At 74.6% G+C, this 20,874-nt stretch carries 19 protein-coding genes; 11 read left to right on the plus strand and 8 right to left on the minus strand.

Annotated elements, in window-relative coordinates:
* Positions 1 to 7 precede the first annotated feature (7 nt).
* The gene (locus tag ACERUJ_RS05505; RefSeq protein WP_370247464.1) at positions 8 to 1,039 is read left to right on the plus strand and encodes a GNAT family N-acetyltransferase; all 1,032 of its coding nucleotides are present in this window, start codon (positions 8 to 10) and stop codon (positions 1,037 to 1,039) included.
* Here ACERUJ_RS05505 and ACERUJ_RS05510 read toward each other — a convergent pair.
* The 3 genes from ACERUJ_RS05510 to ACERUJ_RS05520 are packed head-to-tail and all read right to left on the minus strand — an operon-like array spanning position 1,017 to position 3,168.
* Positions 1,017 to 1,883, minus strand: a complete 867-nt coding sequence (locus tag ACERUJ_RS05510) for a biotin-dependent carboxyltransferase family protein (RefSeq protein ID WP_370247465.1) — start codon at positions 1,881 to 1,883, stop codon at positions 1,017 to 1,019. The genes ACERUJ_RS05505 and ACERUJ_RS05510 overlap by 23 nt on opposite strands.
* Positions 1,880 to 2,470 (minus strand): allophanate hydrolase subunit 1, encoded by a 591-nt coding sequence (locus tag ACERUJ_RS05515; protein ID WP_370247466.1) that lies wholly within the window; start codon positions 2,468 to 2,470, stop codon positions 1,880 to 1,882. Before ACERUJ_RS05515 ends, ACERUJ_RS05510 begins: the two co-directional genes overlap by 4 nt.
* On the minus strand, positions 2,467 to 3,168 hold the full coding sequence (locus ACERUJ_RS05520; protein WP_370247468.1) for a LamB/YcsF family protein: 702 nt from the start codon (positions 3,166 to 3,168) through the stop codon (positions 2,467 to 2,469). Before ACERUJ_RS05520 ends, ACERUJ_RS05515 begins: the two co-directional genes overlap by 4 nt.
* Positions 3,169 to 3,203: 35 nt before the next feature.
* Between ACERUJ_RS05520 and ACERUJ_RS05525 the strand changes: the two genes are divergently transcribed.
* The 3 genes from ACERUJ_RS05525 (at position 3,204) to ACERUJ_RS05535 (ending at position 7,084) form a co-directional block, all read left to right on the plus strand.
* Positions 3,204 to 5,342, plus strand: coding sequence for a S9 family peptidase (locus ACERUJ_RS05525; protein WP_370247469.1), 2,139 nt, complete (start codon positions 3,204 to 3,206; stop codon positions 5,340 to 5,342).
* Between the two features lie 225 nt (positions 5,343 to 5,567).
* On the plus strand, positions 5,568 to 6,536 hold the full coding sequence (locus ACERUJ_RS05530; protein ID WP_370247470.1) for an RNA polymerase sigma factor RpoD/SigA: 969 nt from the start codon (positions 5,568 to 5,570) through the stop codon (positions 6,534 to 6,536).
* 89 nt (positions 6,537 to 6,625) lie between these two features.
* A complete protein-coding gene (locus tag ACERUJ_RS05535) occupies positions 6,626 to 7,084 on the plus strand; it encodes a GNAT family N-acetyltransferase (protein WP_370247471.1) in 459 nt (152 codons plus the stop codon).
* On the opposite strand, the gene ACERUJ_RS05540 is transcribed toward ACERUJ_RS05535, so the two are convergent.
* Together ACERUJ_RS05540 and coaE are read right to left on the minus strand one after the other, a co-directional pair.
* Positions 7,068 to 8,312: an MFS transporter gene (locus ACERUJ_RS05540; RefSeq protein WP_370247472.1), complete on the minus strand. Its 1,245-nt coding sequence runs from the start codon at positions 8,310 to 8,312 to the stop codon at positions 7,068 to 7,070. The two genes, ACERUJ_RS05535 and ACERUJ_RS05540, sit on opposite strands and share 17 nt — an antisense overlap.
* Positions 8,309 to 8,908 (minus strand): dephospho-CoA kinase, encoded by a 600-nt coding sequence (coaE, locus tag ACERUJ_RS05545; protein WP_370247473.1) that lies wholly within the window; start codon positions 8,906 to 8,908, stop codon positions 8,309 to 8,311. The genes ACERUJ_RS05540 and coaE overlap by 4 nt, the downstream gene beginning before the upstream one ends.
* A gap of 43 nt (positions 8,909 to 8,951) precedes the next feature.
* Here coaE and ACERUJ_RS05550 point away from each other — a divergent pair, with 43 nt between their 5' ends.
* The gene (locus tag ACERUJ_RS05550; RefSeq protein WP_370247474.1) at positions 8,952 to 10,202 is read left to right on the plus strand and encodes a class I adenylate-forming enzyme family protein; all 1,251 of its coding nucleotides are present in this window, start codon (positions 8,952 to 8,954) and stop codon (positions 10,200 to 10,202) included.
* A gap of 48 nt (positions 10,203 to 10,250) precedes the next feature.
* Positions 10,251 to 11,507: a hypothetical protein gene (locus ACERUJ_RS05555; RefSeq protein WP_370247475.1), complete on the plus strand. Its 1,257-nt coding sequence runs from the start codon at positions 10,251 to 10,253 to the stop codon at positions 11,505 to 11,507.
* A gap of 22 nt (positions 11,508 to 11,529) precedes the next feature.
* Here the strand turns inward: ACERUJ_RS05555 and ACERUJ_RS05560 are convergent, their stop codons facing one another.
* Positions 11,530 to 12,495 (minus strand): GlxA family transcriptional regulator, encoded by a 966-nt coding sequence (locus ACERUJ_RS05560; protein ID WP_370247476.1) that lies wholly within the window; start codon positions 12,493 to 12,495, stop codon positions 11,530 to 11,532.
* Between the two features lie 93 nt (positions 12,496 to 12,588).
* On the opposite strand from ACERUJ_RS05560, the gene ACERUJ_RS05565 reads away from it, so the two are divergent.
* Entirely contained in the window at positions 12,589 to 12,735 is a 147-nt protein-coding gene (locus ACERUJ_RS05565) for a hypothetical protein (RefSeq protein ID WP_370247477.1), read from the plus strand.
* Positions 12,736 to 12,803: 68 nt separating this feature from the next.
* Here the strand turns inward: ACERUJ_RS05565 and rpsA are convergent, their stop codons facing one another.
* The gene (gene rpsA / locus ACERUJ_RS05570; protein WP_370247478.1) at positions 12,804 to 14,267 is read right to left on the minus strand and encodes a 30S ribosomal protein S1; all 1,464 of its coding nucleotides are present in this window, start codon (positions 14,265 to 14,267) and stop codon (positions 12,804 to 12,806) included.
* 311 nt (positions 14,268 to 14,578) lie between these two features.
* Between rpsA and ACERUJ_RS05575 the strand changes: the two genes are divergently transcribed.
* On the plus strand, positions 14,579 to 17,287 hold the full coding sequence (locus ACERUJ_RS05575; RefSeq protein ID WP_370247479.1) for a hypothetical protein: 2,709 nt from the start codon (positions 14,579 to 14,581) through the stop codon (positions 17,285 to 17,287).
* A 28-nt stretch (positions 17,288 to 17,315) separates the two neighbouring features.
* Here ACERUJ_RS05575 and ACERUJ_RS05580 read toward each other — a convergent pair whose 3' ends face one another.
* Positions 17,316 to 18,185, minus strand: coding sequence for a phosphotransferase family protein (locus ACERUJ_RS05580; protein WP_370247480.1), 870 nt, complete (start codon positions 18,183 to 18,185; stop codon positions 17,316 to 17,318).
* 54 nt (positions 18,186 to 18,239) lie between these two features.
* On the opposite strand from ACERUJ_RS05580, the gene ACERUJ_RS05585 reads away from it, so the two are divergent.
* The 3 genes from ACERUJ_RS05585 to ACERUJ_RS05595 are packed head-to-tail and all read left to right on the plus strand — an operon-like array spanning position 18,240 to position 20,873.
* Positions 18,240 to 19,115, plus strand: a complete 876-nt coding sequence (locus ACERUJ_RS05585; RefSeq protein WP_370247481.1) for a class I SAM-dependent methyltransferase — start codon at positions 18,240 to 18,242, stop codon at positions 19,113 to 19,115.
* A gap of 10 nt (positions 19,116 to 19,125) precedes the next feature.
* Positions 19,126 to 19,821 carry a class I SAM-dependent methyltransferase gene (locus ACERUJ_RS05590; RefSeq protein WP_370247482.1) on the plus strand — a complete coding sequence of 232 codons (696 nt, stop codon included), beginning with the start codon at positions 19,126 to 19,128 and terminating at the stop codon, positions 19,819 to 19,821.
* Positions 19,818 to 20,873 (plus strand): hypothetical protein, encoded by a 1,056-nt coding sequence (locus tag ACERUJ_RS05595; RefSeq protein WP_370247483.1) that lies wholly within the window; start codon positions 19,818 to 19,820, stop codon positions 20,871 to 20,873. Before ACERUJ_RS05590 ends, ACERUJ_RS05595 begins: the two co-directional genes overlap by 4 nt.
* The last annotated feature ends 1 nt before the right edge of the window (position 20,874 follow it).

Raw genomic sequence — 20,874 nt, forward strand, 5'->3', positions numbered from 1 at the left:
CACGGCGGTGACCGCCCTGCGCCCCCTGCGATCCCTGCGACCGCTCGACACCGCCGACGACGCCGCACTCGCCGAGGCCCACCGGATCTGCGCCGCCGCCCTGCAGCAGGGACGCCCGCACGCGCCCGTGTGGAGCCTGGCCGAGCTGGCACACACCTTCCGCGATCCCGACCCGGGCGAGGAGGCACGGCTCTACGGCTGGTTCGCCGACGGCGCCATGGTCGGCACCGGATCGTTGTTCCTGCCCCTGCTCGACAACCGGGAGAAGGCCTGGTTGCTGGTCTTCGTCGACCCCGCCGCGCAGGGGCGCGGTCACGGCACCGCGCTGCTCGCCGCACTCGTGGCCGAGGCGCAGGCCGCGGACCGCACCACCCTGCTCGTCGAGGCCTTCCTGCCCGCCGGCGCGGGCCCGGCGCACCCGGCGCACCGGATGGCCGCGCGGGCCGGGTTCGAGCTCGCCACCAACGAGGTCGTGCGCCACCTCGACCTGCCCGTGCCCGAGGAGCGCCTCGACGCCTGGTGCGCCGAGGCCGCCCCGCACCACGAGGGCTACGACGTCGTGACCTACGTCGACGACGCGGTCCCCGACGACGTCGTCGCCTCGCTGGTGGTGCTGCACGGCCAGCTCGCCGTGGACGCCCCCACCGGGTCGGTGCAGTGGGAGGAGGAGCGGATCACCCCCGAGCGGTTCCGCGCCCAGCGCGCCTCGAGCATCGCCAGCGGACTGCGGATGTACGAGACCCTGGCGATCGCCCCCGACGGCGCCGTGGCGGCGCAGTCGACGCTCGCGGTGCGCCTCGCCGACGACGACGTCGCCCAGTGGGGCACCTTCGTGCACCGGGAGCACCGGGGCCACCGGCTCGGGCTGGCGGTGAAGGCGGCCAACCTCCGTGCCGTGCAACGGGCGCATCCCACCGCCTCGCGCGTGCACACGCAGAACGAGGAGACCAACCGCTGGATGATCGCGATCAACGAGCGGATGGGGTTCCGGCCGGTGGAGGACTGTCTCGCGTTCGTCAGGAACGCCGCGAGGCCGTGAACCGCACCGCATCGCCCGGGGCGACCTGCGCCAGCAGCGCGAGGTCCTCGGCGTCGACGACCGCCACCACGGGGTAGCCGCCGGTGGTGGGGTGGTCGGCGAGGAACACCACCGGTCGGCCGCCGGGCGGCACCTGCACCGCCCCCGGCACCAGGCCCTCGCTCGGCAGCTCCTCGGTGCGCACCCGGGTCAGCGGCGGGCCGTCGAGGCGCACCGCCACGCGGTCGGAGTCGGGCTGGACCCGCCACACCGACCCCGTGAGCACGCCGAGGGTGTCCGGCGCGCACCAGTCCAGCCGCGGACCCACGGTGAGGCCCACCGGCCCGGCACGACCGGCCACCGCCGCCGGGGCCACGACGTCGGCGAAGCGCGGGGGCGCCACGGGAACGCCGAGCGGCACGACGTCGCCCGCCCGCAGCGGCGCCGGGCCCAGGCCGCCCAGGGTGTCGGTGGCCCGCGACCCGAGGACGGAGGGGACCTCGAGGCCCCCGCCGACCGCGAGGTAGCGCCGCACCCCGCGCACCGGCCGCCCCACCCGTACCCGCGCACCGGGCTCCCAGCGGAAGGGCACTCCGTGGGCCCGGGGCCGGCCGCCGCAGACGAGCGGACCGGGCGCGCCGGTGACCACCGCCCAGCGCGCCGGGCCGAGGAGCCCGACCTCGAGGGTGCCGAGCACCTCCAGCAGCGCCCCGCCCTCGGGCTCCCCCACCGCCCGCAGCGCCGCGCGCGCGGCCGGGTCGTCCAGCCAGCCGGCCCGCGGCACCCCGAGGTGCGCGTGACCGCGCCGTCCGGCGTCCTGCACGGTCACCTGGCCGATCGCCTCGTGCACCTCCAGCCCCCTCATCGCGGCACCAGCCTCACGCGGGTGCCCGGGGCGAGCAGGGCGGGCGGGTCGCGGTCGACGTCGAACAGCGCGACGTCGGTGCGGCCCAGCAGCCGCCAGCCGCCGGGCGAGGCCGTGGGGTAGAGCCCCACCCATCCCCCGCCGATCGCGAGCGAGCCGGCCGGCACCCGCGGTCGTGGGGACGCCAGCCGGGGCAGCGCGAGCCGCGCCGGCAGCCCGGCGAGGTAGGCGAACCCGGGCGCGAACCCGCAGAACGCCGAGGTGAGCCGCAGGTCGGCGACGCGGGCGGCCACGCCGTCGACGTCGGTGTCCCAGGCCCGGGCGACGTCGGCGAGGTCGGCGCCGTCGAGCACCACCGGCACCTCGACGGTGCGTGTCGGGGCGACATGCTCCGGCGGGGTCCAGTCCGCGACGGTCCGCAGCAGCGCCGCCCGGTCGGCGGGCTCGCGCACCAGCACGGTGGCGGCCCCCGGCACGACCTCGCCGGCCTCGGCACGCCCGCGCAGCCACGTCGTCAACGCCACGGCCTCGCGGGCGTCGGCCACCTCGATCAGCAGCGCGTCGCGGCCCATCGGGCGGACGCTCACCGCCACCGGTGCAGCCCCACGAGCCGGTGGCCGGCAGCCTCCAGCGCCGCGCGGCAGGCGCGGGCGTGGTCGACCGCCGTCGGACTGTCGCCGTGCACGCACACCGAGTCGACCTCGGCGGCGAGGACGACCGCGCGGGCGGCGATCTCGTCGCTGTCGTGGAGCAGCGCACCGGGCCGGTCGCGCGGCAGCAGCCGGCCGTCGGGACCGTAGCCACGGTCGGGGAATCCCTCGCGCAGCACGGTGCGACCCGCGGCGGCGGCCCGGGTGAGCAGCTCCCCCGCCATGCCGAGCACGGGGAGGTCGCCGGAGCCGGCGAGCACGGCCTCGGCCTGCTCGGGATCGACCATCGTGCGGTGGTAGAGCGCCCCGTGCGGCTTGAGGTAGCTCACCACGAGCCCGGCGGCCCGGGCCGCCTCGGTGAGCACCCCCACCTGGTCGGCCACCTGCGCGCGCAGCACGTCGGGGTCTACGTCGCGCGCCACCCGGCCGAAGTTCGCCCGGTCGTCGTAGGACACCTGCGCCCCGATCGCGACGTCGCGGCGGGCCGCCTCCTCGCAGACCGCGCGCATGATCGCCGCACTCCCGGCGTGGTAGCCGCAGGCCACGTTGGCGCTGGTGACGACGGCCAACAGCGCGGCATCGTCGGTGACCTCCTCGCCGAGGTCGGCGTTGAGGTCGATCGGACGGGTCGCCACAGGCAGCAGGGTGCCACCTGACTACCGTTCACAGCATGTCCGACCAGATCGCCGCCGCACCGCTGGCACCCGCCCGCCCCGTGACCACCACCCACCACGGCCGGACCCGGGTGGACGACCACGACTGGCTGCGCGACAAGGAGTCGCCGGAGGTGCTGGCGCACCTGGAGGCCGAGAACGCCTGGACCACGCAGCGCACCGCCCACCTGGCCGACCTGCGCGAGACGATCTTCGGCGAGATCAAGGCCCGCACCCGCGAGACCGACCTCTCGGTGCCCACCCGGGTGCGCGGGCACTGGTACTACGGCCGGTCCTTCGAGGGCCGCGAGTACGGCGCCTCCTGCCGGGTGCCGGTGGGCGACCCCGACGACTGGACGCCGCCGCAGCCCGCCGACGACGCGCGTCCCGACGAGCCCGCGCTGCCCGGCGAGGAGGTGCTGCTCGACCTCGACGCCCTCGCGCAGGGCCACGACTTCTTCAGCCTCGGCGGCTCGAGCATCAGCCGCGACGACCGGCTGCTGGCCTACGCCACCGACGTCGTGGGCGACGAGCGGTACACGATCCGGGTCAAGGACCTCGCCACCGGCGAGCTGCTCGCCGACGAGATCACCGGGGCGCTGGGCGGCGCCACGTGGGGTGCGGACTCCGGCGAGTTCTACTACACGACGGTCGACGCCAGCTGGCGGGCGGACACGATCTGGCGCCACCGCGTGGGCACCCCGCAGAGCGAGGACGAGGTCGTGTTCCACGACCCCGACGAGCGGTTCTGGGTGGGGGTCGGACGGACCCGCAGCCAGGCCTACCTCGCGATCGCCACCGGCTCGAAGACCACCAGCGAGTACCACCTGATCGACCTGCGCGAGCCCGGCGCCGCCCCGGTGTGCTTCCACCCCCGCGAGGAGGGCCTGGAGTACTCGGTGGAGCACGCCGTGATCGGCGGGGAGGACCGCTTCCTGGTGCTGCACAACGGCACCAGCGCCGACTTCGAGCTCGCCGTCACCCCGGCCGCCCCGACGCCGCGCGCGCAGTGGGTGCCGCTGCTCCCGGCCGCCGAGGGCGTGCGCCTGGAGGACGTTGACGCCTTCGCGACCCACCTGGTGGTCAACCAGCGCAGCGCCGGGCTCACCCAGCTGCGCATCCTCGACCTCGGCCCGGACGGCATCACCGACGACCACCTGGTCGAGTTCGACCGGCCGGTGTACACCGTGGGCTCGGGCAGCAACCCCGAGTTCGCCCAGCCCACCGTGCGGCTGGGCTACACCTCGATGGCGCTGCCGTCCTCGGTCTACGACTACGAGGTCGCGACCCGCTCCCTGCGGCTGCTGCGCCAGGCGCCCGTGCTGGGCGGCTACGACCCGGAGGACTACGAGGAGCACCGGATCTGGGCGCCCTCCACCGACGGCGCCTCGGTGCCGGTCTCGATCGTGGTGCGCCGCGACGCGCGCGCCGCGGGAGCCCCGGTGCCGCTGCACCTGTACGCCTACGGCGCCTACGAGGCCTCGATGGACCCCGGCTTCTCCATCGCCCGGCTCTCCCTGCTCGACCGCGGGGCGGCGTTCGCCATCGCCCACGTGCGCGGCGGCGGCGAGATGGGGCGGCACTGGTACGACGACGGCAAGCTGAGCCGCAAGCAGCACACCTTCGACGACTTCGTGGCCGCCGCCCGCCACCTCGTCGCGACCGGCTGGACCACCCACGACCGGCTCACCGGCGAGGGCGGCAGCGCGGGCGGGCTGATGATCGGCGCGGTCGCCAACCAGGCCCCCGAGGCGTTCGCCGGGCTCGCGGCCGGCGTGCCGTTCGTGGACCCGCTGCGCAGCATGCTGGACGCGAGCCTGCCGTTGACGGTCACCGAGTACGACGAGTGGGGCAACCCCGAGGCCGACCCCGAGGCCTACGACACCATCGCGGCCTACGCCCCCTACGACAACGTCACCGCCCAGCGCTACCCGCGGATCCTCGCCGAGACCTCGCTGCACGACACCCGGGTGCTCTACGTCGAGCCTGCGAAGTGGATCGCCCGGCTGCGGGAGCGGGCGATCGAGCCCGACGTGCTGCTGCGCATCGAGATGGCCGGCGGCCACGGCGGCGCGTCGGGGCGCTACCAGGCGTGGCGGGACCGGGCGTTCACCCTCGCCTGGATCCTCGACGTGCTCGGCCTCGCCGAGGCGTGAGGCCCCGAACCTGAGGATCATCCTCAGGAGACTGAGAAGTCGCTGAGATCTCCTCCTGCATGCAACTCCGGCGGCATCCGGTTCGTCGTCACCTTCGAAGGCCCAGTGAGGGAGCGAGCACCACCGGCTCCCCGCTGTGGGACTTCGGGGTGTGGCGGGAATCCTCCGCACCTCGTCACCGTTGACGTGGATGGACCGATGACCCGGTCCAGTGAGGAGGGCCTCATGGCCACCCGGACCGCCACCCGCCCCGCGGGCGGACAGACCCGAGAGATCGAGGGCCGCGACAGCGTCGGCCTCTACCTGGACGAGATCGCGCGCAACCCGCTGCTCGACGCCGCCCAGGAGGTCGAGCTCTCCAAGACCATCGAGGCCGGCCTGATGGCCGAGTACCTCCTGCGCGAGGGCCGCGTCGGTCGCAAGAACGGCGGTGCCCCGCTGCGCGCCACCCGCGAGGAGCTGGAGTGGCTCGCGGAGGAGGGCCAGCGCGCCGTCGACACCTTCATCACCGCCAACCTGCGCCTGGTGGTCTCGATCGCCCGCAAGTACGGCCGCTCGCAGATGCCGATGCTCGACCTGATCCAGGAGGGCAACACCGGCCTGATCCGTGCGGTCGAGAAGTTCGACTACACCAAGGGCTACAAGTTCTCCACCTACGCCACGTGGTGGGTGCGCCAGGCCATCACCCGCGGCATCGCCCAGCAGGCCCGCGTCGTGCGGCTGCCCGTGCACGTCGTGGAGGAGCTCAACCAGGTCTCCGGCGCGCGACGCACGCTCGAGCGCCAGCTGGGCCGCGACCCCGAGCCCGAGGAGATCGCCGCCGAGCTCGGCATGGAGGTCGAGCGGGTGCTCGACCTCATCGCCTGGGGCCGCGAGCACGTCTCCCTCGACACCCCGGTCGACGAGGACGGCGACACCTCGCTGGGCGACCTCATGGCGCAGGAGACCTCCCCCGCCCCCGACTCCACCGTGCTGGACGCCGACGCCCGCGAGCGTCTGAACAGCCTGGTGGGACAGCTCGACGACCGCGCCGCGGACATCATCCGCAGCCGGTACGGGCTCACCGACGGTCGGCAGCACAAGCTGGCCGACATCGGCGCCAAGCACGGCATCTCCGCCGAGCGCGTGCGCCAGCTGGAGCGGGAGGCGCTGCAGAAGCTGCGTCGACTCGGCGACCCCGACCTCGCGGCCTGACCTCCGCACCCCCGGTCCCCCCGCCACAGCCCCGGCTCACCCATGGCCGGGGCTGTGGTGCGTCCGGCGCCGGCCCTACGCTCGGCCGTGTGCTGATCGCCCCCGACCCGCTCGCCGACCACGCCATCGCGGCGTTCCTCACCGCCCACCTCGCCCAGATGCACGCCACCAGCCCCCGGGAGTCGGTGCACGCCCTGGACCTCGACGCGCTGCGGGCGCCGGGGATCCACTTCCTGTCCGCACGCGACGACGCCGGGCGGGTGCTGGGCTGCGGCGCACTGAAGGACCTCGGCCGCGGTGAGGGCGAGCTGAAGTCGATGCGCACCGACCCCGCGCTGCGGCGTCAGGGCATCGCGTCCGCGATCCTGGCGCAGCTGCTGGACCACGCCCGCGGCCTCGGGATGCACCGGGTGAGCCTCGAGACCGGCAGCCAGGACTTCTTCGCCCCGGCGCGCGCCCTCTACGAGCGCCACGGGTTCACCCCGTGCGGGCCGTTCGGGGGCTACCGGCCCGACCCGAACAGCGCCTTCCTCACCCGGAGCCTGTGACGCCGGCGCCCACCGCGGCGGGCAGCTCGTCCTCCACGTGGCGCGGGCGCGAGAGGGCCACCGAGCCCAGCGCCAAGGGCACCGCGAGCACGGAGAGCACCATCAGGGGCACCTGCCAGCCGCCCGTGGCGTCGTGCAGCACCCCGACCCCGAACGGACCGATCGAGGCGATGAGGTAGCCCACCGACTGGGTGAACCCCGAGAGCGCCGCCGTGCCGCCCGGGGTGCGGGCCCGCAGGCCGATGAGGGTGAGGATCAGCGGGAAGGTGCAGGTGGCGGCGCCCACCACGAGCGCCCACACGACCGGAGCGGCGGTGGGGGCGAACGCCAGACCGCTGTAGGCGATCGGGTAGCAGACGGTGAGCCCGAGCATCAGGGGCCGCAGGTCGTACCAGCGGGCGGTGGCCAGCGGCACGAGCAGCGAGAGCGGGATCGAGATGCCGGTGACCAGGCCCATGTAGCCACCCGCCTGCGCATCGGTGTAGCCGGCGTCGCGGTAGACCGCCGGCACCCAGCCGAAGATGGCGTAGGCCTGCAGGGCCTGGAGCCCGAAGGTCACCGCCATCAGCCAGCCCGTGCGGGTGCTCGCGATGGCGCCCAGCGGGACCGCGGCCCCCGCCTCGCCGCCCCCCGCCGCCTGGGCCGGTGCCCCGCGACCGTCCAGGCGCGCCAGCCACAGCCACGGCGCCAGGGCGAGGAGGGCCAGCAGGCCCCAGATCCCGAGGCCCTCCCGCCAGCCGTCGGCACCGCCGGCGGTATCGGCCACCGGCACCGTCAGGGCCGCGGCGGCGGTGACGCCGATCGCCAGGCCGGTGGAATAGACGGCCGTGAGCGGTCCGACCCGGTCGGGGAAGTGCTGCTTGACCAGCGAGGGCAGGACGACGTTGGCGGCGGCCATGCCCCCCAGCGCCACGAAGGACCAGGCGAGGAAGGCGGGCGCGGTGTCGACCGTGGCCCGGAGCAGCGCCCCGAGCGCGACGACGAGCAGCGCGAGGGCGGTGAGCCGGTGGCGCCCGACCCGTGCCGCCAGCCGGGGCGCCAGCGCTCCCACCGAGGCGAAGGCGAGCACCGGCAGCGACGTGAGCAGACCGGCCCCGCCCGCGCCCAGCCCGAGGTCGGCGCGCAGGTCGTCGAGCACGGGACCGACCGAGCCCGCGACCGGTCGCAGGTTGAGGGCGAGCAGCACGATGCCCGCCACCATCAGGGCGCCCCCGCGCGTGCGGGTCATCCGGCGGCCGCCGCGGCACGCAGGAGGGCGTCGACCTCCGCGACCCGCGCCGCCAGCTCCTCCCGGGTGCCGGTGTTCTCGATGACGTGGGTGGCGATCGCCAGCCGCTGCTCCCGGGTGGCCTGGGAGGCGATCCGGGACTCGGCGTCCTCACGCGTCCACCCGCGGTCGCGCAGCATCCGCTCGATGCGCAGCTCGTCGGGGGCGTCGACCACCACGACGGCGTCGAAGTCGGCGGCGCGGCCGGTCTCGGCCAGCAGCGGGATGTCGTGCACGACCAGCGCGGCGTCGGCCGCGCCGGCCTCCAGTGCGGCGTAGCGCTCGAAGATCAGCGGGTGGGTGATCGCCTCCAGCGCCCGGCGCCGCTCGGGGTCGGTGAACACGATCGCCCCGAGCCGGGGCCGATCCAGCGAGCCGTCGGGCAGCAGCATCTCCTCGCCGAACTCCGCCACGACCTGCGCCAGTCCCGGCGTGCCGGGCGCCACGACCTCGCGCGCCAGCTTGTCGCCGTCGATGATCACCGCACCGCGCGCCTCGAACAGGTCGGCCACGGTGCTCTTGCCCGAGGCCACGCCTCCGGTGAGTCCCACACGCATGGCCTCACCGTACGCAGCCGCGGCGCGATGCGACGATGGCGGGGTGAGCGAACCCCTGGCCCCCGGCTCCCGGGTGGCGCTGCTGGTGCCCGGGTCGCCGGCCTACCTCGACGCCGTCCTCGCCCTGCTCGAGCGCGGGGTGTTCCCGATCCCGCTGGACCCGCGGCTCACCGATCACGAGCGCGAGCGCATCCTCACCCCGCTGGCCCCGGACCTCGTGGTCACCGATCCCGACGGGCTCCGCGGGCTCGGCGGCTGGCGGGGCGGGCTGCCGCAGGGCCGGCCGATGCACTGCACGAGCGGCACCACCGGGGTGCCGAAGGGCGTCGACAGCGGACTGCTCGGTCCCGAGGCCGCCCGGGCGCTGGTGCAGGAGGAGCGCGAGCTGTGGGGGTTCGCGGCCGACGACGTGAACCTCGTGCTCAGCCCGCTCTACCACTCCGCGCCGCTGCGCTTCGCGATGGGCACCCGGCTGGCCGGCGGCCGCGTCGTGCTGCCCGGGCCCTTCGACCCCGCCGTCGTCACCGCCGCGATCGTCGAGCACCGTCCCACCACGATGTTCTGCGTGCCCACCCACCTGCAGCGGCTCTTCGCCCACTGGGACGAGGTCGGCGTGCCGGACCTGAGCAGCTTCCGGCTCGTCGCCCACGCCGGCGCGCCCTGCCCCACCGACCTGAAGCGGCGGCTGATCGCGACCTTCCCGCCGGGCAGCACCTGGGAGTTCTACGGCGCCACCGAGGGGCAGTTCACCGCCTGCCGCAGCGAGGAGTGGCTGGAGCGTCCCGGCACGGTCGGGCGCGCGCGTCCCGGGCGCCGGCTGCGGCTCGACGACGACGGCACCATCTGGTGCGCCGTGCCCGACCACGCCCGGTTCACCTACGTCGGTGCCCCCGAGCAGACCGCCCGGGCCTGGCGGCCCGGCCCGGAGGGATCCGCGGGCCCGTGGGAGTTCAGCGTGGGCGACCTCGGCCGCCTCGACGAGGACGGCTACCTCTACCTCGACGGCCGTCGCAGCGACCTCCTCATCACCGGCGGGGTCCACGTCTACCCGCTGGAGGTCGAGCAGGTGCTGGGCGAGCACCCCGACGTCGTCGACGTCGCCGTGTACGGCGAGCCCGACCCGACGTGGGGCACCCGGGTGTGTGCCGCCGTCGTCGGCGAGGTGGACCTCGAGGACCTGCGCGCCTTCGCGCGGGAACGGCTCGCGCCGCCCAAGCGGCCCAAGACCTACCGCCGCCTGCCCGAGCTGCCCCGCACCCTCACGGGCAAGGTGCGCCGCGACCTGCTCGGCTAGTCTCGGCCCGCCCCCTGCTCCCCTGCTCCCCAGTCCCGGAGGAACCCGATGTCCCGTCGTCCCCGCACCCTCGCGACCCTCGGCACGGCCGCCCTCGCCGGCGCCGCCCTGATCGCCGCCGCGACGCCCGCGCAGGCGTTCTACCTCGTGCCGCCCTTCGACACCGAGGCCGGTGTGCTCAGCTTCGAGGACTACCAGAACACCGACGACTCCTACGACCTGGTGTGCACCGACGGCGAGGTGCGCACCGGCGCCCCCGACTTCACCGGAGGCCCCAACGACGCCAACGGCACGGGCGTCCGGTGCGACCAGGTGCGCATCGTCAACATCTACGAGGACACCCACGGCATCGAGGACGTCGACCTCACCGCCGTGACGGCCGCCGACTTCCCGCTGCTCAAGCGCACCCGGATCGACACCCGCGGCAACGGTCAGAACGGCTCCGAGACGGTGGTCGGATCCTTCCTGCCCGACCGCATCGCTGGGGCGAACACCGCCTCCGGCGGCGCCGGTGACGACGTGTTCGTGGGCATCACGCCGGCGTCGACCGGGACGGCCTCGGTCGACGGCGGCCCCGGCGACGACCTGGCCGCCTGGGACTTCACCGAGCGCGAGATGCGCGTCCTGACCCTGGGCTCCGCCGGGTTCACCTACCGCACCAACGCCGACAGCCCGGTGAGCACCGTGGCGCTCAGCAACGTCGAGCGCGTGCGCGTGCTGCTGTCCGACCGCTTCTACATGTCCGGCATCCCCACCTCCTTCGACGGCGCCGGCACCACCATCGGCGTCGACCTGGTGGCCGGCACGAACTCCAACGACCTGACCCTGACCACCGGGTCCGGGGAGGACGCGGTGGAGTCCGGCTCCGGCGACGACACCGTGACCCTCGGAGGAGGCGCTGACACCGCCCGCACCGGAGGTGGCGCCGACACGATCTCCAGCCGCGACGGCGCCGTGGACCGGGTGTTCTGCGGCAGTGGCACCGACAGCGTGACCGCCGACGCCGAGGACGTGCTGGTCGGCTGCGAGACCGTGTCGGTCTCGGCCCCGCAGACCCGCGGCATCGTCGGCCCGACCCGGGTGATCCGCGGCGAGCAGGGCGTGTTCGGCTTCAGCGCCAGCACCGAGGCGGCCACCTTCCAGTGCTCGGTGGACCGGGCCGCGTTCACGACCTGCCGCTCCCCGCTGGCCGTGGCCACCAAGAAGCTCAAGGCGGGCAAGCACACCCTCGCGGTGCGCGCGGTGGTGCGCGGCGTGGCCGACGCGACGCCCTCGACGGCGACCTTCACCGTCGTCGAGCGCTGAGGACGGGGGCCGCAGGGCCTGCTCAGCACGCGAACTGGCGGCGGTAGGCGCCGGGGCTGATGCCCCGTGCCCGGAGGAAGTGGTGGCGCAGGGTGGCGGCCTGGCCGAAGCCGACGCGCGCGGCGATCTGGTCGATCGGCAGGTCGCCGCGCTCCAGCAGCTCCTCGGCGGCCTGCACCCGCTGGGCGGTGACCCAGGCGTGCGGGGTCGTGCCGGTCTCGTCGCGGAATCGCCGGGCGAAGGTGCGCGGCGACATGTGGGCGCGTCGCGCCAGCGACTCGACGTCGAGGTCCTCGGCGAGGTGCGCGAGGATCCAGGTGAGCAGCGGCCCCAGGGTCTCGGCCTGCACGTCGGGCAGCTGGCGGGCGATGTACTGCGCCTGACCACCGTCGCGGTGGGGCGGCACCACCATGCGGCGCGCGGTGGTGGCCGCCACCCCGGCACCGAAGCGGTCACGCATCAGGTGCAGCGAGGCGTCGATGCCCGCGGCCGAGCCGGCGCCGGTGAGCACGGGGCCGTCGTGGACGTAGAGCACGTCGGCCTGCACGTCGGCCTGCGGGTACAGCGAGGCCAACAGGTCGGTGTAGCGCCAGTGCGTCGTGCAGGAACGCCCGTCGAGCAGGCCTGCCGCCGCGAGCTCGAACACGCCCGAGCAGTGGGCGTACACGGTGGCTCCCCGGTCGTGCGCGGACCGCGCGGTCGCGAGCACCCGCGGGTCGTGGGAGCGGAAGTCGCGGTGCGGAGCGAAGCACACCAGGTCGGCGTCCGCGGTCGCCTCCAGGCCGTGCTCCACCCAGAGGTCGAAGCCGGCGCGTCCCGGGACGCGTCCGGGGTCGGGCGTGCACACCCGGAAGTCGAAGACGGGGTTGTCGTCGTCGGGGTGGTAGGGCTCGCCCCACACCTCGACGAGGGAGCCGAGCCCGAACGGCTCCGGATAGGGCTGGACGACGACGGCGACGGTGGCCACCGGCGGCGGAGCAGACGTCATGGGGCCAGCATGCCACGCCGATGGCAGGAAAACGACGCAGCATGTCATTCCTGCCACTCGTGGCAGGAAGTGATCGAGAGAATGATTTCTGCCATGACCACCACGCTGATGCTGCTCCTGATCCTGCTCCCCGGGCTCGCCGGGCTCGCCGTCGCCCTCGGCGTGCGCACCGACCGGCCGCGCGAGGTCCCGCGCTCGCACGCGATCGACCCCCGCTTCCTGCCGCCGGCGCGCGGATAGCCGAACGGCCCGCCCCCCGAGGGGGACGGGCCGTTGCGGATGGATCAGGAGCGAGACGCCCCGGAGGCTCAGTTGCCGCCGGTGAGCTTCTCGCGCAGCGCCTGCAGTGCCTCGTCGGAGGCGAGCGAACCGCCGTCGGTCTCCTCCACACCCGCGGAGGAGTACGAGGTGGCCTCGCCGGCCTCGGCCTCGGCGGCACGCGCCTCGGCCTGCTGCTTGACGTGGGCCTCCCAGCGGGCGTGGGCCTGGGCGTACTGCTCCTCCCACTTCGCGCGCTGCTCGTCGAAGCCCTCGAGCCACTCGCCGGTCTCCGGGTCGAAGCCGTCGGGGTAGACGTAGTTGCCCTGGTCGTCGTAGGTGGCGGGCATGCCGTAGAGGGTCGGGTCGAACTCCTCCACGTCGGCCGCGGCGACGGTCTCGTTGGCCTGCTTCAGCGACAGCGAGATCCGGCGACGCTCGAGGTCGATGTCGATGATCTTGACCATGACGTCGTCGTTGACCTGAACGACCTGCTCGGGGATCTCGACGTGACGCTCGGCGAGCTCGGAGATGTGCACCAGGCCCTCGATGCCCTCCTCGACGCGGACGAAGGAACCGAAGGGCACCAGCTTGGTGACCTTGCCCGGCACGATCTGACCGATCTGGTGGGTGCGGGCGAAGTGCTGCCAGGGGTCCTCCTGGGTCGCCTTCAGCGACAGCGAGACACGCTCGCGGTCCATGTCGACGTCGAGGACCTCGACGGTGACCTCGTCGCCGACGGTGACGACCTCGGAGGGGGGGTCGATGTGCTTCCCGGACAGCTCGGAGACGTGCACCAGACCGTCGACGCCGCCGAGGTCGACGAACGCACCGAAGTTGACGATCGAGGACACGACACCCTTGCGGATCTGGCCCTTCTGCAGCTGGGTGAGGAAGCCGTGGCGGACCTCGGACTGGGTCTGCTCGAGCCAGGCGCGGCGGGACAGGACCACGTTGTTGCGGTTCTTGTCCAGCTCGATGATCTTGGCCTCGAGGGTCTGACCCACGTAGGGCTGCAGGTCGCGGACGCGACGCATCTCCACCAGCGAGGCGGGCAGGAAGCCGCGCAGGCCGATGTCGAGGATGAGGCCGCCCTTGACGACCTCGATGACGGTGCCCTCGACGACGCCGTCCTCCTCCTTGACCTTCTCGATCGTGCCCCAGGCGCGCTCGTACTGGGCGCGCTTCTTGGACAGGATCAGGCGACCCTCCTTGTCCTCCTTCTGGAGGACCAGGGCCTCGACCTCGTCGCCGACGGCGACGACCTCGGAGGGGTCGACGTCGTGCTTGATCGAGAGCTCGCGGCTCGGGATCACGCCCTCGGTCTTGTAGCCGATGTCGAGCAGGACCTCGTCGCGGTCGACCTTGACGATGGTCCCGGCGACGATGTCGCCGTCGTTGAAGTACTTGATCGTCTGGTCGATGGCGGCCAGGAAGTCCTCTTCGGACCCGATGTCGTTGATCGCCACCTGGGGGGCGTCGTAGTCCGGAAGAGTGTGGAGGGTGCTGGTCATGGAGGGAAACGGATCCTTGAGGGTGGACAGATGTCGGTGGACGCGCGGGAGCCGGTCTCGTCACGGTCGGTGACCGCACTGCGCCGCAGCCCCGAGGAGGCGGTGCGGACGCACGAGGAAGGCCGGTGTCCGCTCCTGTGGAACAGCGGCAGACTCCAGCGCAACCCTCAGGCTACGCCCGCGGGTCCGCGAGCGTCCAACCGGCGTCGGTACTCCCTGGTGTACCCCGCGTGCAGTTAGGGTGCACACACATCACGTCCGGACTCCCCCCGACCGGATCCGTCCGTCACTCACTTGCGAGGACTCCCCACATGACTGAACGCCCGCCCGTCGCCCGCCACGGCCGCCGGCTCGCCGCCGCGGCCGTCGCCTCCACCCTGGGGCTCTCGCTCGGCCTGAGCGCCGCGGCGCCCGCCACCGCGGTCGCGCCGGGCTTCTCGACGACCACCTCCGCGGCCCTGCTCGACGTCGACGCCGTGGGCGTGGCGAGCCTGCTCAACCTGCTCGACCTCACCCTGGGCGACGCCGACAGCAACGCGTCGTCGACCGCGTCGACGGCCTCCTCGGCCAACCTCGTCGCGGCCCTGGGCGGGACCACGCTGCCCGCCCTGCTGGCCACCGCGACCCAGAGCGCGCCGCCGGACAACACCACCCCGGCCAGCAGCACCTCCATCCCGCTGTCGATCCCCGCGGTCGCGGACCTCGGCGTGTCCACCGCCTCGGCCCTGGCGCGCGTGACCCCGCTCGACCGCTGCCTGCCGGTGGGCCGCGCGTTCAGCGACGCCTCGGTGACCACCGCCGACGTCACCGTGCTCCCCCAGGACACCCTGGGCTACCTCGCGGCCCTGCCGGGCACCGCCTCGGCCCGCGCCACCGGCTCGCTCAGCGCCACCGGCGCCGGCAACGGTCGCGCCGCCACCAGCGTGGCGACCTCCACCACCGCCGACGTCAGCCTCCTCGGCGGCCAGCTCGAGATCTCGGTGCTCGAGGCGCCCCGCCTGGAGGCCCGCGCGTCCGGGGTGACCGGCGGCGCCTCGGTCACCTGGACCGCCCCGCTGCTCAAGGTCACCGCCAACGGCACCGAGCAGGCCCTGCCGGTCGACGGCAGCCCGCTGAACATCATCGCCCCCGACAACCCGCTGCTCACGCTGCGCCTGCGCCTGGGCCAGCTGGACAACGAGGTCGAGGCCGCCAACGGCACGAGCGCCTCGGGCACCGCCTCCGCGCTCGAGGTCGAGGTCGGCGTCGGACCGCTCACGGTCGCGCGCCTCAAGCTCATGCCGCTCAGCGTGGCCGCGACCGCGCCGGCCGGCGGGTTCAGCTGCCCGGCCGACTCCGACGGCGACGGGCTCACCGACGCCCAGGAGGACACCCTCACCCTGACCGACCCCGCCGACGCCGACTCCGACGACGACGGCACGAACGACGGCGCCGAGGACCTCGACAACGACGGTCTGACCAACCTCGAGGAGGTCAACGGCACCAAGAACACCGGGTTCGGCAACGCCCCGACCGACCCGCGCGACGACGACTCCGACAACGGCGGCGTCAAGGACGGGGCCGAGATCACCAACGCGACCGACCCCAACAACGGCGCGGACGACCAGAGCGGCACCCGCGACAGCGACGGTGACGGGCTCACCGACGCGCAGGAGAACAACCTGACGCTGACCGACCCCAACGACGCCGACACCGACGACGACAACGTCAACGACGGCGCCGAGGACCTCGACAACGACGGGCTGACCAACCTGCAGGAGGTCAACGGCACCGCCAACACCGGCTTCGGCAACGCTCCGACCGACCCCCGCGACGCCGACTCCGACAACGGGGGCGTCAAGGACGGCGCGGAGACCACCGCGGGCACCAACCCGAACAACGGCACCGACGACGTGCCGAACAACGACCCCGACGGTGACGGTCTGACGAACCTGCAGGAGAACACCCTCACCCTGACCGACCCCAACGACGCCGACTCCGACAACGACGGCACCAACGACGGCCTGGAGGACCCCGACAACGACGGGCTCACCAACCTCCAGGAGGTCAACGGCACCGCCAACACCAACTTCGGCAACGCCCCCACGGACCCCCGTGACGCCGACTCGGACAACGGCACGGTCAAGGACGGCGCGGAGATCGCCAACGGCACCAACCCCAACAACGGGGCCGACGACGTGCCGAACAACGACCCCGACGGCGACGGCCTCACCACGGCGCAGGAGAACACCCTCACCCTGACCGACCCCAACGACGCCGACTCCGACAACGACGGCACCAACGACGGCGCCGAGGACCCCGACAACGACGGGCTCACCAACCTGCAGGAGGTCAACGGCACCGCCAACACCAACTTCGGCAACGCCCCGACCGACCCGCGCGACGACGACTCCGACAACGGCGGCGTCAAGGACGGTGCCGAGATCACCAACGGCACCAACCCCAACAGCGGCGCCGACGACGTGCCCAGCAACGACGCCGACGGCGACGGCCTGCCGAACGACCAGGAGACCCTGGCCGGGACCGACCCGAACGACCCCGACACCGACAACGACGGCCTCGGCGACGGCACCGAGTTCTACGGCATCACGATGACGCAGTTCGTCCGGGCCTGCACCGGCCGCGGGACGATCGGCACCGTCAAGCCCGACCCGACCAAGGCCGACACCGACGGTGACGGCTTCAACGACGGCCTCGAGGTCCGTGGCTACCTCGTGCGCGGCAAGGTCGTGCGGCTGGGTCCGGACCGCCAGCGCCAGACGGTGGCGATCGGCCGCGTGGCGACCGACCCGACCAAGGCCGACACCGACGCCGACGGCCTGGCCGACCGCGTCGAGGCCAAGGGCACGGCCAACACCGCCTACACCCGCAAGAACACCAACCCGACGGAGTGCGACTCCGACCGGGGCGGGGTGAACGACGGCCGCGAGGTGCAGCTGGGCTCCAACCCGGCCGACATCAACTCCACGCCGCGCAACCCGCAGGGCATCCCCGGGCGCAAGGGCCGGCAGTACGCCTGAGTCCCGCGCACCACGCCAGGGCCGTCCGTCACCTCGGTGACGGGCGGCCCTGTCGCATCCCGGGCGGAGCGGCGTCGAGCCCTCCGGCCGCGATGGCGGCCACGAGGTCCGCGGCGCGTCGCGCCGGGGGCGAGTCGCCGCGGGCGGCGAGGTCGAGCAGGGCCGGCAGGTCGGCCGCGCGGGCCGCACCCAGGGCCGGCGCGGCCCAGCGGGGATGGCGGGCGGCGAACCCCGCGAGGACCCCGGCCACCCAGGGCGGGTCGCGGTCCAGGCGCAGGAGGTTGCCCAGGTCGCTGGCGGGGTGGCCGACGTGGGCGTACTCCCAGTCCACGACGCCGGTGACCTGGAGCGTGTCGGGGTCCACGAGCAGGTTCTTGGGGTTCAGGTCGGCGTGCACCAGGCTGTGCCAGGGCCACGCGGCGAGCCGGTCCTCGGCCTCCAGCGCCAGCGCCTCCCCCAGCACGGGTGCCGGGTCCACGTGCGCCAGCTCCGCCGCACTCCACGGCACGACGGTGAGGGCCGCGTCGACGAACCGACCGGGACGGGGGAAGGTCGTGCCGGCCAGCACTCCGGCGACGTCGCCGCAGGCGCGGCCGAGCCGCTCGAGGCCGTCGTCGTCACCCCGCTCGCGCAACCGGTCCAGCACGAGGTCGCCGCGCTCCCCGGGGAGCAGGCCCGTGAGCAGCAGGCCGGGGGCCTCCGTGCCGCCGGGGCGGACCTCGAGCACGGGCGGCACGGGCAGCAGCCCCCGCACCAGGGACAGCACGGCGGCGTCGATGACCGCCCGGCCGGGATCGCGGGCGTGGATCCGCACGACCACGGGCTCGCCCCCGAGGTCGCTGAGGAAGGTCTCGCCCGACCAGCCGCCCGGCAGGGGGCGCAGGGTCCCGTCGTCCATGGCGCCCATCCTGCCCGGTGCCCCGACCGCGAGCCCGCCCACTAGATTGCGACCGTGAGCGGAGCCGCCCCCGACCCCCACGCCCCCGACTCCCGGCACCACCCGCCCATGCCGGCCGTGACCGCCCATCGCCGGGCCGTCACCGAGGCCGACTCACGGCGCGCCAACGAGGCCGACTGGGACCGCTACGCCGACGAGTACCAGGCCACCCACGGCGCCTTCCTCGGCGACGCCGGGTTCGTCTGGGGGCCGGAGGGACTCACCGAGGCCGAGGCCGGCGTGCTCGGCGACGTCACCGGGCGGGACGTGCTGGAGGTGGGCTGCGGGGCCGCGCAGTGCTCGCGCTGGGTGCGCGCCCGGGGCGGTCGCGGGATCGGGCTGGACCTCTCGTTCCGACAGCTGCAGCACTCCCGGCGGCTCGACGACGCGACCGACCTCGTCGTGCCGACGGTGCAGGGCACCGCGACGCACCTGCCCTTCGCCGACGCCGCCTTCGACGCGGTGTTCTCCAGCTTCGGGGCGCTGCAGTTCGTCGCCGACCTCGACCGCGCCGTCGCCGAGACCGCCCGGGTGCTGCGGCCCGGCGGCCGGTTCGCCTTCTCCATCACCCACCCGACGCGCTGGATGTTCCCCGACGACCCCGAGGAGGGCGGCCTGGTGGCGACCCAGTCGTACTGGGACCGCACGCCCTACGTCGAGGTCGACGACGACACCGGCGAGGTCAGCTACGTCGAGCACCACCGCACCCTCGGCGACTGGGTGGCGGTGCTGGCCCGCCACCACTTCGCGATCGTCGCCCTGCTCGAACCGCCGTGGCCCGAGGGGCACGACCGGGTGTGGGGCGGCTGGTCGCGCACCCGCGGCCTGCTCACCCCCGGGACCGCCGTGATCGCCGCCGATCTTCGTCCCCCGACGCCCGCCACCGCCTAGGGTCGAGGGCGTGGACGAGGACGAGATCCGGAAGTCGGCCGCGCTGGAGGACCGCCACTGGTGGTACGCGGAGCGGCGCGCGATGCTGCGCCGTCGGCTGCGCGACCTGACCCCCGGCCGCGCGCTCGACGTCGGCTGCGGCGGGGGCGGCAACACCGCCGTGCTGCGCGAGCTCGGCTGGCGGGTCACGGGGCTGGAGTACTCCCCCGAGGCCGCCCGGCTGGCCCGCTCCCGCGGTCTGCCGATCATGCGCGGCGACGCACGCCGGCTGCCCGTCGCCAGCAGCAGCCAGGACCTGGTGGTCTCCACCGACATGTGGGAGCACATCGACGACGACGCCGCCGTGGCGCGCGAGACCGTCCGCGTGCTGCGACCGGGCGGGGAGGTGCTGGTCGCGGTGCCGTGCTCGATGTCGCTGTGGAGCGGGCACGACGTCGCGCTGGGTCACGTGCGCCGCTACGAGCGCGCCGAGCTGCTCGCCCTGCTGGCCTCGGTGGGCCTGGAGGTCCACGACGTGCGCTCCTGGAACGTCCTGCTGCGCCCGGTGGTGCGCGCCCGGCGCCGCAGCAACACCAGCGAGAGCGAGATGGAGCGGGTCGCGGCGCCGCTCAACGCCGCGCTGCGCGCCGTCGTCGCCAGCGAGCGGGTGCTGCCGGTGCACCGACTGCCCGGCGTCAGCCTGGTCGTGCGGGCCCGCAAGCCGTGACCGGCTCCGGCCGCGCGTGGGTGGCCGACCCCGGCATCGCCTGGCGGATCCTGCTGCGGGCCACCTGGCCCACCCCGTCGGAGGCGCCGTCGGCGGGGTCGCTGGCCCGGGCCCAGGACCTGCTCCACGCCGCGCAGGGCTGGGCACGGCCGGAACCGGTGGCGCTGGGGCCGGCCCGCACTCTGCAGGACGCGCTCGCGACCGCCCCCGGTGAGTCGCTGCTGCTCGGGCTCGACACCGACGCCGGGACGCTGGTCGTGTCCGGGCACCACCGCCACCTCGACGGCCTGGGCCTGCTGGCGGTGCTCGCCGCCGTCACCGGCCTCGAGATCGCCTCCGACGCGCGCGGCATCGGCGAGCGCCCCGCCGCGGCCGGTCCGCTGCGCGGCGCGCTGGCCCGGCTCGGCGAGGCGCTGCTGGCACCGCCGGCCCGACCGGACGCGCGGGGCGGACGCCCCGGCGATCCCGGCGAGGCCTGGGCCGAGCGGACCGTCCTCGGCACGCCCCGCACCCGCGACCTCGTGGCGGCGGTGCGGGGTGGCCCGTGGGCGGGGCGCCGCACCGCCGTCGCGGTCGGGGTCAGCCGGCGGGCCGGGGTGCCGGCGCCCGGCACCCTGTTGGCCGACCACAGCGCGCTGCTGCGGCTGCGCGGGGTGGAGCGTCTCGACGACGCCGCCCTGACCCGCGCGCTGCGCGAGGCCGCCCCGGAGCCGTCCCCCGACGCCGGCGGCGGGTCGCGGGTCGCCGCCCTCCAGCGGCCCCTGCTGCGGGCACTCGCCCCGCGACTCGGCTCGACACTGCTCGTCTCCCACCTCGGCGTGGTCGCCGCCCCCGGCCTGGCATCGCTCGCGTTCGCGCCCGTGACCGCCGGCGGGTCGGGCCTGAGCCTCGGCGCCGTCACGCTCCACGGCACCGGCACCGGCACCGGCACCGGGTCCGGCACCGTGCTGACCCTGCGCGGCCGGGCCGCGCGGTGGAGCGACGAGGCCCTCGAGCGACTGCTCGAGGGCCTCACCGACCAGCTCACCGACCAGACCACCGACCCGCGGTGAC

This window comes from Nocardioides sp. (assembly GCF_964228225.1).
Lineage (GTDB): Bacteria > Actinomycetota > Actinomycetes > Propionibacteriales > Nocardioidaceae > Nocardioides.